This is a genomic window from Neptuniibacter sp. QD34_54 (genome assembly GCF_047778055.1).
Taxonomy (GTDB): Bacteria; Pseudomonadota; Gammaproteobacteria; order Pseudomonadales; family Balneatricaceae; genus Neptuniibacter.
The window spans coordinates 1680253-1696972 of sequence record NZ_CP180546.1 but is presented as its reverse complement, the minus strand read 5'-3'; the positions used below and the strand labels follow the sequence as shown (position 1 = coordinate 1696972).

Genomic DNA, 16720 nt, shown 5'->3' with positions numbered 1-16720 from the left:
GATTTTGAAAAATTAATCTTGCGAATAACTCGACTCGATCTCTCGAACCTGTTGCTGATAAACCTGCGTAAACTCATCGCCAAACAGAGCGTTAAAATCATCCTCTGCTTCAGAAACAAGTTGCTGGTATGCGTCCTTATACATCTCCCAGTATTTCCCTTTCCGGGAAAGGACAAACTTCGAAGTTAATTGCTCTTCAAGTGATTCAGGTCGAAAACGTTCTAACATAGACACAATCGCGCTCTGCATACCCGACATAACTGCCACTTGATGGGCTTTTGCATCCACAACCCCTTCTTTAACTGCTTCATGTGCAGACATATAACCTTCCGCCTCAGTCAGAAGTTTGATCATCGCTTCACCTGAGTTCTGGCTAAATTTAAGAGGGTTATTCTGTTGAGCACCGATACGAGTAACATCCATGCCAAACTCTTTTTTTACATCATTACGGCTAAGCAAAATCTCCATAATGCCCTGAGTTAAAACTCGCAGCATCTGACCTGCAGAGAACATAATCTCTTCTTTATTTCGCCCTACAAGATCAGAAGGTTGAACATCTAAACCCTGTAAAAATGCTTTAATCGCTAAACTATCAACATCACTTTTAGGAGCTTGCTGGGCCGGACTTTGTTGAGCTGAAGCCTGCTGAACTATAGCCTCCTGAACTATAGCCTCCTGAACTACAGCCTCATGAACTGGAGCCTGTTGAACGGTCGAAGGGACCGGCTGCACTTCAGGAATTAGCGCGTCACTGATCTGTGAACTGACAGGTGATGCATTGACCTCAGGCATCACAACAGCCTGATCATAAGCATCCAAATGCTGCTCCATGTAAGGCTGTTCTACTGGGCCAGGCGCTACTGGCGCATCATCCATATTTACAGCTTGCATAGTTACAGCCTGGGCAGCATTCTGCTCAATACTTACGGAGGTAGCTGGATCAGCAAAATGCTGCTGGTGCGGCTCAACCTCATAGCCATCGACATGACTAGAAGGCATATTATTTTGCGGCGCTATGGAATCGTAAAAATCTGCAGAGGTCGTGTGGGGAATATTAGGCAGTGGAACTTTATTTACAGGTGCTTCTATTTGATCAGAGGCACCACCATCAGAAAAGAAATCATCGATGGAAAAAGCACCCACTTCTTGGGCAGCTACTGGCTGAGCAGACTCGATAAGATCAACTTGAATCTGACACTCCCCAATATGCAGTAGATCACCACTCACTAAGCGATGACGATGCCCTCGTCCTAAGTGATGCCCTGCATTAACTTGAGTACCCGGAGTGCTTGTATCTTCAACAAAGAATTGATTATCTGCGCGGTAGCAACGGGCGTGGTATCGGGAACAGTAACGCTCAGGATCTTCGACCACAAAGTCATTATCTGGCGCACGACCGATAAGAACCTCGTCTTGATCAAACTCACGTACTTGAGAAACAGCTGGCGCCAATCCCCTAAACGCAATAAGTCTGAGCTGCAAAATAGCCGACATAAATCATCCCTACATTAAAAACCAACATCCGTATTAAATGAAACAAGGCTACTTACTTAATGTAATTTACTACCATTGGATCAATTTGTGCAGGCAAGATACAGCAATATAAATGAGAATAAAAGCCCCATAAAACCCCTTTTTTTTTGGGTAAATGAGAAAATTTATTCACAATAAAAAAACGAACATTAATTCAAAAATAAATATTATTGCTTTGGCACACAACCTGCTAATAAAAACAATTAACTTATTTAATGCATTAGGTTATGGTGACAAACTTTATTTAGATGCGGGAAGCATCTTTATTTTTACTGGCCCAACCTATAGGAACATAAGAGGGAACTTACATGTTTCTGAAAGCGGATGAAGAACGCTTTTTCTTTAACATTGCAGAGCAAGACGATACCTTTCAGCTCGTCCGTATGAGTGGTTTTGAGACACACTCAACGGCCTTTGAAATATCGTTAGAAGTTGTATCTGAAAACCCAGAAATAGACCTTGTCTCGCTTCTAAACCGCTCAGCAGTGGTAAAGCTTTTGGATCAAAGCTGCGATGAAAATGAGCATACTCGCTACATCCACGGCATCATTTCTACCGCAGAACTAGGTGAAACCGGGGTTAAGCAAACCACCTATTACATCACCCTTGTTCCCAAGTTATGGCCGCTTCGTTATCGAATAAACAGCCGTATATTTCAATTTAAATCTGTACAAGAGATCATCACTCAAACCCTCACAGAATCAGGCCTACAGACTGATGAATTCCGTTTTGAGCTTAGCAATTCCTATGCACCGAGAGAATACTGCGTTCAGTACAGAGAAAGCGATAAAGACTTTATTCAACGCCTGTTAGAATTCGAAGGGATTCACTACTACTTCGAACACCACTATGACAAGCACATCCTTGTCTTTACTGATTCATCACTGACCAACCATGCAATTAGCGGCGAAAAAGAGCTCCCCTACTTTCATGATGCTCAAGGTGCTGTCCGCGAACAGCACATCTTCAAGTTCCGCTATAGAGAGGCCGTTAGAAGTGGCAAAGTATCCATACGAGATTACGACTTTAAAAAGCCCAATCTCACTCTGGCTTCTGATGATAGCCACGAACTAGATACCCCTTTGGAGATCTACGAATACCCTGGTGAATTTATTGAATCCGATCGTGGTGATGGTTTATCAACGAATTTAAACCAAGCGAATAATAGTTTTAGAAAACATATTATTGCCGAATCTGATATTAATAGATTACTTCCTGGCTATAGTTTTGAATTAACTGATCACGAAGTTGAAACACACAACATTGAGTATTTAATTACTCATATTGAGCATAATTGTGCGCAACCACAAGTATTAGAAGTTGGCGCAACAACCGAAGGCTCTAAATATACCAACCTTATTCACGGTATACCTTTTACAACGCCTTTTACCCCAGCAAGAAAAACACCTCGCCCCAAAATAAAAGGTACCCAAACTGCAATTGTTACCGGTCCCGAAGGTGAAGAGATTTACACCGACGAACACGGCCGCGTTAAAGTGCAATTTCATTGGGATCGCGAAGGCCAGATGGATGAACAAAGCTCCTGCTGGATTCGGGTAAGCCAAAACCACGCTGGCGGTGCTTTCGGTGGCATCTTTATCCCACGCATTGGTGAAGAAGTCATTGTCGATTTCCTAGATGGTAATCCCGACCGCCCTATCATTACCGGCAGGGTCTATCACGGTTTAAATCGCACCCCCTACCCTCTGCCAGAGTGCAAAACCATGAGCACCATTAAAACCAACTCCACAAAAGGCGGAGAAGGTTTTAATGAGATCCGCATCGAAGACTTAAAAGCTCAAGAACAGGTCTTTATTCACGCTCAAAAAGACTTTGATCAACGCGTTAAAAACGATCACAAAGAATGGGTCGGCCAAGATCACCACTGGATACAGATAAACAACGAATACCGTGAATTCCGCGCGAAGGAAAACGCCTTAACTGACGGTAACTTCCATCGCCAAAGCGACAACGATCAGCACCTTATTGTCGATAAAGAACGCCATATCCAGATCAAACAGAATCAAACCACTGGTGCCGGTCAAAATATTCATATTAAAGCAGGTAACAAAATCGTACTCGAAGCTGGCGTTGATATGGTTTTATCCGCTGGCGGCAGCGGTATAAACGTAAACCCGGGCGGTGTAACGGTTAATGGCGCGAAGGTAAACCTTAATTCAGGTGGCTCAGCACCTTCGGCGCAAAAAGCCTCACCTATTCCACCAACACCACCGCTTGAAGCAGACATCGATAAAGCAGGTAATGTGACACCGCAACTGGCTACAGAATCACCCTGGAGTTCATCTGCACTTATGGCCCAACGCATGGAGAGTGATCGCCAAGCGAACCTCCCAATTACTGAAATGTGTCAGCTACAAACAGATGGTAGCTGCCCACTTAGCCACTGCCCGTGCGGTAACAATAAATGAAGCTTAATAATCTAATTACTCGGTTAAAAACAGATATCGAGAGTTCTCAGCGCCTGTATCTACTGGCAAGCCCTCATAAAGAGATGCTTCGCGACCTCTATGCAAACACTGATACTTATCGAGCGCCTCTATTTGAAACAACTCCTTTAGAGTCTTTGAGTCATGCCAGCCCATGGCTGTGCGAAATCAAAGAACAGAGCGCGATTCTAAAAGTGTTTGAACATAACGCCGAAACAAAAACAGGTTGGCAAGGGATCTTAATCTATGCGCCAGTAGAAGTTAGCTTTTCACAGTTGATCACGCTGCTCCGTAATCGATTGTTTGTACAATTTGGAAATGAACAAAAAGGCGTACTGCACTACCAACTGCCTGCTGTGGCTCACTACCTGCTCTCGGAATCATCTAAAGCCGACACCCTTGAATGGATGAACTGCATCAGCGCCATTATCTGGTATTCACCGTTAGCAAACATTCAAGATGAGATCGCTTGGAGAGTCCAAACTAATGAAGCTGCTGATAATCAGCTAGAAGTTGTAAATACCAACCAAGATTACGCGCTAACAGAAACACAACTAGCTGCTTTAAAGATTGGTCCGATCGATCAAATGATCCTTAACTGGCAATCAAGTGATGAGATTGAGCTAAACCTCTCTGAGTTCAAAAACATACGAGCACTGACCATACAAGCTGAAACCCTCGACATGTTTAATAACACAGAGATGACCCATCTATTTTTCCAAGCGATCAACCAACACCCTGATCACGCGGAAAAGCTATTAGCCCAGCTTAAAAAGTTAGACAACCCCCAACGTTTATCGCTGCTAGAAAGGATGCAATAACAGGACATGGAGTTACACAATGCAGAATAACGGCCATAAAAAAGCAGCCTGTGAAAAAGACCGTTTTCATATTGAAGTCACGGGTATCAACCATGGGGATGAACACCAAATACGCTTTTACGATACATTAGATAAAACGGCTAAAAGCGGTATTGAAGCGACTAAACAAACATTAGTGCTTGATGAAACCACCATTTACGATTGGGATTGGACTGGCGAAGTTTCCAATAACGTCTGGTTAGAAGTTAAAACCGAAAAAGGGGAACCCATTAAACTGCCCCTATTCCGCTCTGCCTATGAAACCAAGCGCAAAGAAAACCAAGAACAAGACTACCTCCTCCATGCCTGCCTACCCTCACTATTTATGCAAAGTGTGGATGCTGAATACAAATTAGATCATATCGCTCCACCCCGTGGAGGCTTTATCTATATCGCTTACAAGGCCCCTTATGGCTCGAATTTTCAGCTATGGCGAGAAATAGAAATCTTTCCTGGAGCACAGGATAGTTTCAAAGATATAAACCTTCAATCCTTCAGAGAAACGCCCGTTGACCACCTCACCTGGGCAGACGCGCTCAAATCTAATCCGATTAAAAACGAGAAAAGGGAAGCCACCGGCGTTCCACTGAAAGAGATCTGGATTCCAGGTAAAAAGAATGGCTCTAAGTTAAACGGCAGCGTGCTAATCGCCTTCTCAGAAGTCCAGTGGAGTGCTGCTCGCATAAACTATCTAGAAGCAAATCAAGACCAGCTTAAAGAACGCATGAAACGGGTAAAAATAAGCAAAATAACAAAACTACCCGAAATGCGTAAACGCGCACCAGAACTCGAAATGCTGGTATCCGATGCAGTAGCACTTACTCGAGATATTAAAGGCACCTTTCTCAAAGAACGCTACGACATCGTCAAGAACGAACAAAAACTGCTCGCTGACGATACCGAACACGTTTCGACGGCCTTTGGTGATCTTCGCTGCAAAGCGGACTACGCTTTACGCTCTACAGCTTGTGCCGTCACAAACAATAAAGAACCTCTCTTTCCAGAAGATTTTTGGCAATCTGAACCGGAAAGCGACTATTGGGCCGAGGCAAAAAAAAACTACCTGCGCACATTCACCGCAGAAGACCCTATTTTTGAAGCACGTAACCATGCTTACCTACTACAATCAGCCAGCGCATACTTCCAACAAGTAAAAGAACTCAGCGAAGCGAAAGATCACTATCTAAGTGCAGAACTGATATCACGTCTGATTCTTGCGAAACAACACAACGGTCAGCGTAATGAGTTAAGCAAATACCGAAAACATATGGATCTTAGCAGCAACAGTACTTTTCACCGTACTCTAAGAACAGCCGAGCGCAGCCAATACACCAAACAAGTTCCATCCATGCAATACGGACTATCCAAACTATTAAGTGACAAAACCTTGGTACAAAGCGTTCGTGATATGGGGGCACTCGATGGTGTAAATGCAGCTGCTTCACACCTGTTTTGTTGCTCGGCAATTAATGCCCTACTTATTGATGCAGAGATGGACAATCCACTAATCTCAGCAGATGAGCGAAAGAAGCATGCCGCAACTTCAACTCTAATTGCTTTACTGGAAAAAGATGGTAGCCACCCACTTAATCCTGTTTTATTCGACCGCAATAATAAAGTCCCCCTTGATGCAGCTTACATTCCCCCGGCTCCTAAAAACGATGGATCAGGACTCGCATCTGAAGCAAATCTCGCCCGATGGAATGAAAAAAACCTTAATCTAGATGAAGAGTTAGTTTCGTTAGATGCCGGTTTGCTATACACACTAGATGATAGGGACGCCGCTCCCGATATTTTCCGTAGAGCAGCTTTATTTGGTGATCTTGTCGCCGGCATATATATGAATGCGGTACTAAAAATTGTTAACAGCCCTAATGTTGTCAATTCAGTAAGGGCTGAGCAATTCGATAAAATCTTCACCAATAGCTTTAGTTTTATGAAAGCTACGCTCAATGAAACATTAAAAGAGCTTCGCTTTGGAGAGATCAGCAACTTGGATCCTACCAAACACCTAGTTATTGCGGTTAAAGGTGATGGTTTAAATTGGGGACTGACAGATACAGAACGAACCGAATACCAAAAAAAACAGCAAGCAGCCTTCAAGATGCACGACCCTCGAACGGGTAATTCGATCAGTTTGAATACTGACCACAAGGAGATAAAGGCTGAACTTGATGAAAAAAGGGGCGTATACGGCCTAAAAAACCTAAAAGTTCTTCATGTACCTCAGAGTTCACTGTCTGATCAGCAGCGTATAGAGTTGTCACGAGGCTTCCGTGTCGATAATGGATATAGAACTTACAAGGTCCCATATTTTATTACTGCCTTAGAACTTTTCAACCTACAAAGAACGTTCCAAAATTTTAATTTTGATAACAAAACTTACTCCACATTAAACACTTTGAGTGCTGCATTTGATCTCAGTGTAGCTAGCCTAAATGCAATAAATTTTCTATCCAATGATAAATATTTTAAAGGAACATTAAAAACACGATCTTTACCTAAGAATCTTAATAAGGCTTTATCACGTTTTTCTCATAAGCTCGGAAATACTTTTGTTACTAAAGTTACTGGGTTAGTAATTGCTGGTATTTATGCAGGTATATTTACTGCTGCGATGGGTTTCTGGGAGAGTATCAATTTGTTGACTAAACTTGATTATGATGCGGCTCTGGCAATGGGAGTAGCAGCTACGGGTTTACTCATTACTTCTTTCTACCATCTTACACCGCTCACCTCACTAGGCCCAATTGGCTGGCTCATCATCGCTGCAACAATAATTTCTTTTGTAACAGCTATTTTGCTTACTGATGACGATATTGAAGTTTGGCTTAAAAATGGCCCATTTGGGCAGAAATCAAAGAACAAAGCAAAAGAGATTTCCAATCCAGATTTTTTAGATAACGTAGGTAACATTCTATTTAGTTCCAATGCCTACGATGATCTTCTCACTGACCCCAACTTTGCTTGGTATCAACTCATCAACACATTATTAAACATACAAGCCCGAGTAGAACCTTTCGCTAAAGGTGAACTAGAAGAAGAAAAATACAAGCTACTAAAAAGTCAGGGAATAGACACACAAGTTGTTATTCAAGGTAATATCCAAGGACTACTATCTTCTACCGAAAACATACCTCAATATCAGTTAGAGCTAAATGAGATAGAGATAAAGCGCCAATACGGCGGAAACAATATGTTAGGTGGGCATCCTGTTAAAACAGGCAACATGTTTAAAGGTAAAACGCTATACAGTTTGACCACTCAAAATGGCATTATCCACTATCTTCGTTCAGCAACAGGTAAAAGCCACTTTTCAGCAGCTCAGAAAATAACAGCTCAAACTTATTCTGAATGGCAACTTAGGCTGAAATTAACAGTAGGTGAATTCACCTTCCCTGCACCAGAGATGGATAAAGGCAAAAAAGCTCTCGACAAAATTGACGAATTACCTGACTTTAATGATTCAGACCAACTGGGTTGGCTAAGCGAATTTAGACAAGGAAATGCTACATTATGACGGATCAGCACTATTCAGAAACAGCCTATAACTCAAACAATATTCCTGAGACTGAACCTTCCAAGTTAAAACAGACTGTATTTGGAAAATTCAAGCTCGCTAATGCTGATCGCTTAAACTTTAATCAAATCTCAGGACAAGTACCCTACTCACTGTCTGAAGAAATTGAATTAGACGATTACAAAGATCGAAAAATGGCATCTCCGTGGGATCACCAAACATACACTAAAGGAAAAGCTAACTTTGGCTTAGCGCTATTTTATTTTATTGGTGTTTCAACAGAGACCTTCTTAAAATTCTTTCTTCCTATAACAATAGTTACTCTAGCAGCCATTTATATACTAGCTATCAATCAGAATGAGAACACACATGAATTTAATACTTGGTTTATCCAGTTCTCATTTTTTTGTGCTTTATTCTTTGGCTCTAGCGCTCTATTCCAGCTGTACTATCATAAAATCGCTGGCCGAAACGGCAAAGTACCTTTCTTTATGAAAATACGTAAAGATTATGAGCTAAACCGCCAAACAGGCATGGTACATATCTACAAAAAAGATAAAGAGGTTTTCGCCGCTCCCTTCCATGAATTTGACTGCTATCTCGCGTCCAACCCAGGCAATTACGGTGAGATCTTTTACACCATGCGTTTAATTCATCGCTACAACGGCTCCAAGCATACTGTTGACCTAGGCGCTTTACTGGGCTTCACAGCTCCTATTGAAGAGTATTATCAGCTTTGGAATATGATGCAGCAGTACATGGATATCAGCCGACCAATGCCGGACAATATTATGTCTGAGGCCTATCGTCACCTAGATCCTACAACAGCGGCATATGACACAGAAACTGGCCGTGATAGCCACTTCTGGCGCAATATGGATGAGGAACAATATCAAGCCGAACTCAAGCGAAGAGCAAAAGAGCAACAATCAATTCCTCTGCAAGCTGAAGATATTTTACGCTGGAAGAAACCGGACGAACCTTTCGTAGCTTAAAAATAGAAAGGACTTGGGCGCTAGCCACTAGAAGCGCAGCGTCCTTGCCACTCGCGAGCGAAGAGATCTATACATACGGATATGCAACATTATGATGGACTATAACTCCTCAGAAATAACCTCTTACTCTAACAATATTCCTGTACTGATTGGTAAACATACTTTCCCGACCCCGCCGTTAAGCAAAGAGGAAGAAGCAGGTAGCCCCAGCAGGATCCCGACCTTTACCAAAGGGGAATACTGGTGGGCCAATGAATTTGGCTGGGAACAGTAACAGGACTTATGATGAACAAAATTGAAACACCGCAATACCAGTATCAGGATAACGTCTGGAACAGTCAGCTCTTCAGCAACCAGAAACCCCGCCCCGAACAGGGAGTTCTATCTAAGCTTCTACAGGGCGGCGATCCGCTACCGTGGAGCAGGGCCAACGAGACAATTCCCGTCAGTATGATTGAGGAAACCACACCAGCTGAGATCAAGCAACGTTTACAAGAAAATAAAGGCGAAACCCATTGGGATGAGAACCAGTACAGTGCAGGGTCGTTAAATAAATGGGGGCTCATCTACTTTTACCTTGCTGCGATTTCTAAAGGCGTTTGCACAATGCTCGCTCCTTTATCTGTTGTTTCTACACTTTTCTTAGTATTTATTGACGAAACCATTGATTTCCTCGATTTCTTCGAAATTATGCTTTTTTTTCTTATTTATATTTTTTTACCATGCGGCCTAATCTGGGGGTATTTCGAAGCCTCGGGCCGTGGATACTTGCCCATGCCTTGGTTTATGAAAGCGGTCAAACATTTTACCTTCAGCCGGAGCACCGGCAGGGTTACACGTTATAAAAACAATAAAGAGCTCTACAGCCACCCTTTCTGTGAGTTTGACTGTTATCTGGTCAGCAGCCCTAGTCATCAGGGCATACTCAGCTATCAACTCCACTTGGTGCATCGTTATCATCGTTACTCCGACAGCATCCCTCTGCACACTTTCACCACCAGCGAACAACCGGATGAATTAAAACGAATCTGGAACCTAATCCAGCGCTACATGGACACCAGCCAACCGATGCCTGATGTCCCAGAACTGGAGCCTGCCCGAGCAAAAGACCCTACCACCGCCGCTTGGGATGCAAAAAACAACCGCAAACCAGATTACTGGTTCTCAATGGATGATGTCGAGTTTGAAGAGGCACTACTTGAACTCCAAGCCGAGCAACGCTTTAAGCCGACCCAAGGGCCAGAGATCGACTTATTTAATGGCGGCACTCAAGCTTGAAAACACGAAGGGATGAACGGACAGAAATGGACTTCCAACAGATAAAGCCCTATCCAGAAACAGCCTGGAACAGTGAAAGTTTTGGCTGTCAGAAATCCCGCCCAGAACAGGGAACTCTTATAAAGCTTCTACAAGGAGGCGATCCGCTACCGTGGAACCGGGCTAATGAAGCCGTTCCCGTCAGTATGATTGAGGACCCCACACCAGCAGAGATTAAACAACGCTTAAAAGACAATAAAGACGAAACACACTGGGATGAGAATCAGTATAACGCTGGATCACTAAATAAATGGGGATTAATTTACTTTTACCTGACAGTCTTCGGTAAAGGTATTTGTACTATAATCAGTCCTTTATTTGCAGTATACATGATAGTTTTTCCCTTCTTTTATGAGTCAGTGACACTTTCAGAATTAATTGACATAGTATTAGTATATATCCTCTTCATCCTTTTACCTTCAGCTCTAATCTGGGGCTATGCTGAAGCCTCTGAACGTGGATATCTATCCATGCCCTGGTTTATGAAAGCGGTCAAACATTTTACATTCAGCCGTAGCACTGGCAAGGTGACCCGCTATAAAAACAATAAAGAGCTATACAGCCACCCTTTCTCGGAGTTTGACTGTTATCTAGTCAGTAGCCCTAGTCATCAGGGGATACTGAGTTATCAACTTCATTTGGTGCATCGTTATCATCGTTACTCCGACAGCATCCCTCTGCATACCTTCACCACCAGCGAACAACCGGATGAGTTAAAGCGCATCTGGAACCTGATTCAGCGCTATATGGACACCAGCCAGCCGATGCCTGATGTCCCAGAACTGGAACCTGCCAGAGCAAAAGACCCTACGACTGCTGCTTGGGATGCTCAAAACAATCGCAAACCAAATTACTGGTTCTCCATGGATGATGACGAGTTTGCAGAGGCACTACTTGAACTCCAAGCAGAGCAACGCTTTAAGCCCTCTCTAGGCCCAGAGATCGATCTTTTTAATGGCGGCACACAAGCTTGAAAACACGAAGGGATGAACGGACAGAAATGGACTTCCAACAAATAAAGCCCTATCCAGAAACGGTCTGGAACAGTGAAAGTTTTGCCTGTCAGAAACCACGTCCCGAGCTAGGAATCCTGACAAAGCTTCTACAGGGCGGCGATCCACTACCCTGGTGTCGAGCTAATGAAACCGTTCCCGTCAGTATGATTGAGGAACCCACACCAGCTGAGATCAAGCAACGTTTACAAGAGAATAAAGGTGAAACCCACTGGGATGAGAGCCAGTACAATGCTGGGTCATTAAATAAATGGGGGTTAATTTACTTTTACCTTGCCGCAATAGGTAAAGGTTTTTGTATATTCGTAGGCCCTGCATCTGTCCTTACTCTTCTGCACTTCATACTCTTCGAAAACTGGGGCGCTTCTGAAATAAAAGAAGCTCTCTATATATTTATACCTTTCGTTTTCCTCCCCTCAGCCCTAATCTGGGGCTACTTTGAAGCCTCGGGCCGCGGATACTTGCCTATACCTTGGTTCATGAAAGCGATCAAATATTTCACCTTCAGCCGCAGCACTGGCATGGTGACACGGTATAAAAACAATAAAGAGCTATACAGCCACCCTTTCTGTGAGTTTGACTGTTATCTAGTCAGTAGCCCTAGTCATCAGGGAATACTCAGCTATCAACTCCACTTGGTACACCGGTATCATCGTTACTCCGACAGCATCCCTCTGCATACCTTCACCACCAGCGAACAACCGGAGGAGTTAAAGCGCATCTGGAACCTGATTCAGCGCTATATGGACACCAGTCAGCCGATGCCTGATGTACCGGAACTGGAACCTGCTAGAGCAAAAGACCCCACCACGGCGGCTTGGGATGCTAACAACAACCGTAAACCCGATTACTGGTTCTCCATTGATGATGTCGAGTTTGAAGAGGCACTACTTGAACTCCAAGCCGAGCAACGCTTTATACCCACCCAAGGCCCAGAGATCGACTTATTTAATGGCGGCACACAAGCTTGAAAACACGAACGGATGAACGAACAGAAATGGACTTCCAACAGATAAAGCCCTATCCAGAAACAGCCTGGAACAGTGAAAGTTTTGCCTGTCAGAACCCACGACCCGAACAGGGCGTCCTGACAAAACTTCTTCAGGGCGGCGATCCGCTGCCGTGGTGCCGGGCTCATGAAACCGTTCCCGCCAGTATGATTGAGGAGCCCACGCCAGCCGAGATCAAACAGCGCCTTGAAGAGAATAAAGGCGAAACCCATTGGGATGAGAACCAATATAATGCCGGATCGTTGAATAAATGGGGGCTGATCTACTTTTACCTGACGGTCTTCGGTAAAGGTATCTGTACCATGTTCCTGCCTTTCTTTATTATTGTATTACTTGCAACCGCTTTTTATGACGGATGGGGCTTGTCTGAAATAGCTGATGTCTCATATGTCTATGGCATTTACGTGTTCCTCCCCTCAGGCCTAATCTGGGGCTATGCTGAAGCCTCTGAGCGAGGATATTTACCCATGCCCTGGTTTATGAAAGCAGTTAAACATTTCACCTTCAGCCGCAGCACTGGCATGGTGACCCGCTATAAAAACAATAAAGAGCTATACAGCCACCCTTTCTCGGAGTTCGACTGTTATCTAGTCAGTAGCCCCAACCATCAGGGAATACTCAGCTATCAACTCCACCTGGTACACCGTTATCATCGCTACTCCGACAGTATTCCCCTGCATACCTTCACCACCAGCGAACAACCTGATGAGTTAAAGCGGATCTGGAACCTGATCCAGCGCTATATGGACACCAGCCAACCAATGCCTGATGTCCCAGAACTAGAACCTGCCAGAGCAAAAGACCCCACCACGGCGGCTTGGGATGCTAAAAACAACCGTAAGCCTGATTACTGGTTCTCTATGGATGATGTTGAGTTTGCAGAGGCACTACTTGAACTCCAAGCCGAGCAACGCTTTATGCCGACCCAAGGCCCAGAGATCGATCTGTTTAATGGCGGAACTCAAGCTGGATGAAACCAGCGCAAAGAATAAGCGGACTGAATAAAAAGGGATTTTTATGCGCGAAATTTACCAATGGATACTAAATTGCTTTGTACTGACCATGGTAGTTCTTATGATTGTTTTATCTCTACCTGATGGAGAGCTATTAACAGGTATGTACTTTGTCTATGCAGGCTGGGTTATTGGGCTGTTTTGTCTTTTTATATTTATTGGTGCTAAATCCCGGCGTGTTAAGTTAGTTTCCGGAGCAATCGCAGGGATACATGCACTATTTTACTTAGCCGTTTTTTTATTCTTCCTATCTTCACCGGTATCACTACCTGGAATACTTTAATACGACTAAGTTCGAAAATAATTGGAGTCAGAGTAATTTTAAGTATGAATTGAAATTTACTCTGGCCCCGATCGATATTATAAGAAAAAGTCGTAAATTTAGCTTGGAACTTCAGGTATTTTCTTCCCTAGTCCTTGTACCCACCAAACAATGGCTGCAGGAAATGCTAATAGCCCGAAAGCAGCTAACATCACTAAGAATAAGATGCCTGAAACAGTAATTTTTTTATTCTCCGAAGAGATCGCTGCTTTCACAGGTGAATCAGCTTCTTCGAATGGGAAACATTCAGCTATCGGCTGCTTTTGCATAAACCTTCGAACATATTCCCAATATAGATAACAATTAAAGTGGGTCTTTCCAGAAGACATTAGGTAAACAAAGTTATGCTCAGGTGTCCCAGCTTGGTAGGACGCATATTTTTTGGGAAGTGCCAAAACTAGATCGAATTCGTCAATATTGGCAGGATATTGCTGATTGTTAATCGTAAATGTATCTCTATTGGCCGTAACCATAAATACCGTGTCTTCCCAAGGTATCTTATAGTCGATACCTTCGTACTTTATCGATAACTCCATCCTATTTCGGCATAGTTTTACGAGGCTGGTATTTTTCTTATTTTTCATTGAAATAAGAACAGAGATGATTAAACAAACACCGTAGAAGATTGAAAAGTAGACCAATCCCTCATTTATAAATTTTTCTAGTTCAAAGCGATCATTAGAAATATCTATTCCAACAAAAAGCAAACTAAAGGAATAGGTTAAAAATACGGCGATGACCAACAATACTCCAAAGTCCCCTCCCGCTTCCTGCCTTAGCTCTTCAGGCCCTAGATATATTTCAGTATTTTCAGGCACTGCCTCAGTCGGGTCTATGTAAGAATCTAATATGTAGTTCCCACTTCTTTTTTGTACTTTGAGGCGATTTTGATTGTACTCAATCGTCCGGCCATATTTTCGATTGAGCTCAAGCGACCCTTGTGGGCTGATTTCATCTTTACCTTTCAAAAGATCATAGGGTCTATGAATTGAGTAATCTTCGGCAACATCGATATGTGAAATAAAGAATGGATGGAAACCGATTTCATCTTCCGAAGACCACACGTTTTCCTTAACTTTTATTGTCATTTGCGTTTCTCAGAAAAATTTATCTTCATCAATATATTGAGGAAGTAACTCTATAAATTTATTCATATCGTCATTCGCAAAAAATTTCCCAAAAACTGCATTTAAGCCTTCACTATCTGACTCAAAATCTACGACCAGCTCATTGCCCATAGTTCTAAAACTTACTTTGTAGATATCATCGAGAAAAATAGTTTTAGGTTTTGATAAATATCCATAACCTGCTGGGATCGATAATAACTTCTGATTAATAGTCAGATGCCTGTCGGTATTTTTACAATGCTGATACATCTGTATGTCATAGACCAAGCTACACACACTATACAGAGCAAGAAGGACCCAAAGCCCTTGCATTGGAGGCTCACCCATTGCAAAAAAAGAGAAGAGAACAATTGCTCCGAAAGATACAAAGATCTTGTTCGAAAGCGTCCTAAAACTCCATTGATATAAAAATTTATGAGCAGTCTCTCGATTAATGTCTTTTTTGGTATCAAAATCCATTTATAAACCCAAGTCCTTACATTTAGAGTCAACCAATAATCACATCACCGGATCCAACTGCTATAGAGCCGCCACAATCGATACCGTCTCCTACTCTTGCAGCTGGCTTGCCATTGATAAATACAGTGCCTGAGCCACCAGATATAGATCGGCCATGTGGAGGGCAATTGCCGCAGCCATGAGGAGCTAGTGGATCACCTTGTCTTGCCGCAGGAATTCCATTGATTACTACATCGCCACTTCCAGCAATGATAGGTGTAGGTGGAAAACATCCATGGCCGGAGCCTATATCGCCTAAACGGGCTGCTTTTGACATGATAATCTCCTTAGAATAATTCCAATTCTTTATTTAACGTTTCTTAGTACCAATAGATCTTCTTTAAGTAACTGAACCTCTACATCCAGTTCGCTAGCTGTGCCGCCAAGTGGTACAGATAGATAGAGATTCACTGAATCTAAAAGCGCGTGTTGTTCTGGCAGCATGGGGCGATTCTGCGCTTTAATCTGGACTCGGTAGACTCTGAGATCAACGACCTGCCAATCAGGATTATCCAGAAGCAGGTTGGTACTGGTGATTAATGGGTCTTCGACAACAATAGCGGGTCTTTCATCTCGCGTTAGTAACATGGTGCCGGTAATAATTGATGTCACGACCAAGCCAATTAACAACGCTAATAAGATCTTTTTATAAGAGACATGCTGTGCTTCAGCTGGCTGATGGTTATATACAGCTTCAGACTTAGGTTTTGACAACTCCTCAAGCCTTTTCCGAGTGTTTAACGTACTACTCTCTACTGGATTTTCAGTTCTCTCGCTGATCGTATAAGCCGGTGTTTGCGGAGGTTCTGGTATGACAGCGGAAGAATTCGGATGGTAAAAAGGAGCAGTTTGATTCGCACTTTGCTCATCCGCTGTTTGAGCGGGAGGTAAAGTTGAGTCAGCCACTTCGGCTAATTCAGGCTCGTTAACAAAACCTGGCTGCGTGCAATCTTCCACCTGAAAGACTTGTTCATTCACCAGATTACGACGTTGCGCTCGGTAGTCAGCGGTTGAGATCTTGCCAGCTGAATGCTGTCTACTTAATGTTAGAAGTGTTGTTGCCAT

General features: G+C 43.2%; 15 protein-coding genes. 10 read left to right on the top strand and 5 right to left on the bottom strand.

Features of this window, described 5'->3' with window-relative positions:
* Positions 1-12: 12 nt before the first annotated feature.
* Positions 13-1494: a type VI secretion system-associated FHA domain protein TagH gene (gene tagH, locus ACMXYP_RS07775; protein ID WP_415884441.1), complete on the bottom strand. Its 1482-nt coding sequence runs from the start codon at positions 1492-1494 to the stop codon at positions 13-15.
* Positions 1495-1841: 347 nt separating this feature from the next.
* On the opposite strand from tagH, the gene ACMXYP_RS07770 reads away from it, so the two are divergent.
* From ACMXYP_RS07770 to ACMXYP_RS07725, 10 genes are all read left to right on the top strand, one after another.
* Positions 1842-3962, top strand: a complete 2121-nt coding sequence (locus tag ACMXYP_RS07770; RefSeq protein WP_415884440.1) for a type VI secretion system Vgr family protein — start codon at positions 1842-1844, stop codon at positions 3960-3962.
* Positions 3959-4801 (top strand): DUF4123 domain-containing protein, encoded by an 843-nt coding sequence (locus ACMXYP_RS07765; protein ID WP_415884439.1) that lies wholly within the window; start codon positions 3959-3961, stop codon positions 4799-4801. Before ACMXYP_RS07770 ends, ACMXYP_RS07765 begins: the two co-directional genes overlap by 4 nt.
* A gap of 19 nt (positions 4802-4820) precedes the next feature.
* On the top strand, positions 4821-8360 hold the full coding sequence (locus ACMXYP_RS07760) for a hypothetical protein (RefSeq protein ID WP_415884438.1): 3540 nt from the start codon (positions 4821-4823) through the stop codon (positions 8358-8360).
* On the top strand, positions 8357-9355 hold the full coding sequence (locus ACMXYP_RS07755) for a hypothetical protein (RefSeq protein WP_415884437.1): 999 nt from the start codon (positions 8357-8359) through the stop codon (positions 9353-9355). The genes ACMXYP_RS07760 and ACMXYP_RS07755 overlap by 4 nt, the downstream gene beginning before the upstream one ends.
* A gap of 91 nt (positions 9356-9446) precedes the next feature.
* Positions 9447-9629 (top strand): hypothetical protein, encoded by a 183-nt coding sequence (locus ACMXYP_RS07750; protein WP_415884436.1) that lies wholly within the window; start codon positions 9447-9449, stop codon positions 9627-9629.
* 11 nt (positions 9630-9640) lie between these two features.
* Complete coding sequence (locus ACMXYP_RS07745; RefSeq protein ID WP_415884435.1) at positions 9641-10633, top strand: hypothetical protein; 993 nt, start codon at positions 9641-9643, stop codon at positions 10631-10633.
* Positions 10630-11646: a hypothetical protein gene (locus tag ACMXYP_RS07740; protein WP_415884434.1), complete on the top strand. Its 1017-nt coding sequence runs from the start codon at positions 10630-10632 to the stop codon at positions 11644-11646. Before ACMXYP_RS07745 ends, ACMXYP_RS07740 begins: the two co-directional genes overlap by 4 nt.
* Positions 11643-12656, top strand: coding sequence for a hypothetical protein (locus tag ACMXYP_RS07735; protein ID WP_415884433.1), 1014 nt, complete (start codon positions 11643-11645; stop codon positions 12654-12656). The genes ACMXYP_RS07740 and ACMXYP_RS07735 overlap by 4 nt, the downstream gene beginning before the upstream one ends.
* Complete coding sequence (locus ACMXYP_RS07730) at positions 12653-13669, top strand: hypothetical protein (protein WP_415884432.1); 1017 nt, start codon at positions 12653-12655, stop codon at positions 13667-13669. Before ACMXYP_RS07735 ends, ACMXYP_RS07730 begins: the two co-directional genes overlap by 4 nt.
* A 43-nt stretch (positions 13670-13712) precedes the next feature.
* Complete coding sequence (locus tag ACMXYP_RS07725; RefSeq protein WP_415884431.1) at positions 13713-13991, top strand: hypothetical protein; 279 nt, start codon at positions 13713-13715, stop codon at positions 13989-13991.
* Positions 13992-14089: 98 nt separating this feature from the next.
* On the opposite strand, the gene ACMXYP_RS07720 is transcribed toward ACMXYP_RS07725, so the two are convergent.
* Genes ACMXYP_RS07720 through ACMXYP_RS07705 form a run of 4 tightly spaced genes read right to left on the bottom strand, consistent with a single transcriptional unit; the run spans position 14090 to position 16720 of the window.
* On the bottom strand, positions 14090-15118 hold the full coding sequence (locus ACMXYP_RS07720) for a hypothetical protein (RefSeq protein WP_415884430.1): 1029 nt from the start codon (positions 15116-15118) through the stop codon (positions 14090-14092).
* 9 nt (positions 15119-15127) lie between these two features.
* Positions 15128-15616: a hypothetical protein gene (locus ACMXYP_RS07715; RefSeq protein ID WP_415884429.1), complete on the bottom strand. Its 489-nt coding sequence runs from the start codon at positions 15614-15616 to the stop codon at positions 15128-15130.
* A gap of 28 nt (positions 15617-15644) precedes the next feature.
* Entirely contained in the window at positions 15645-15932 is a 288-nt protein-coding gene (locus tag ACMXYP_RS07710; protein ID WP_415884428.1) for a type VI secretion system PAAR protein, read from the bottom strand.
* Between the two features lie 29 nt (positions 15933-15961).
* Positions 15962-16720 carry a hypothetical protein gene (locus ACMXYP_RS07705; RefSeq protein ID WP_415884427.1) on the bottom strand — a complete coding sequence of 253 codons (759 nt, stop codon included), beginning with the start codon at positions 16718-16720 and terminating at the stop codon, positions 15962-15964.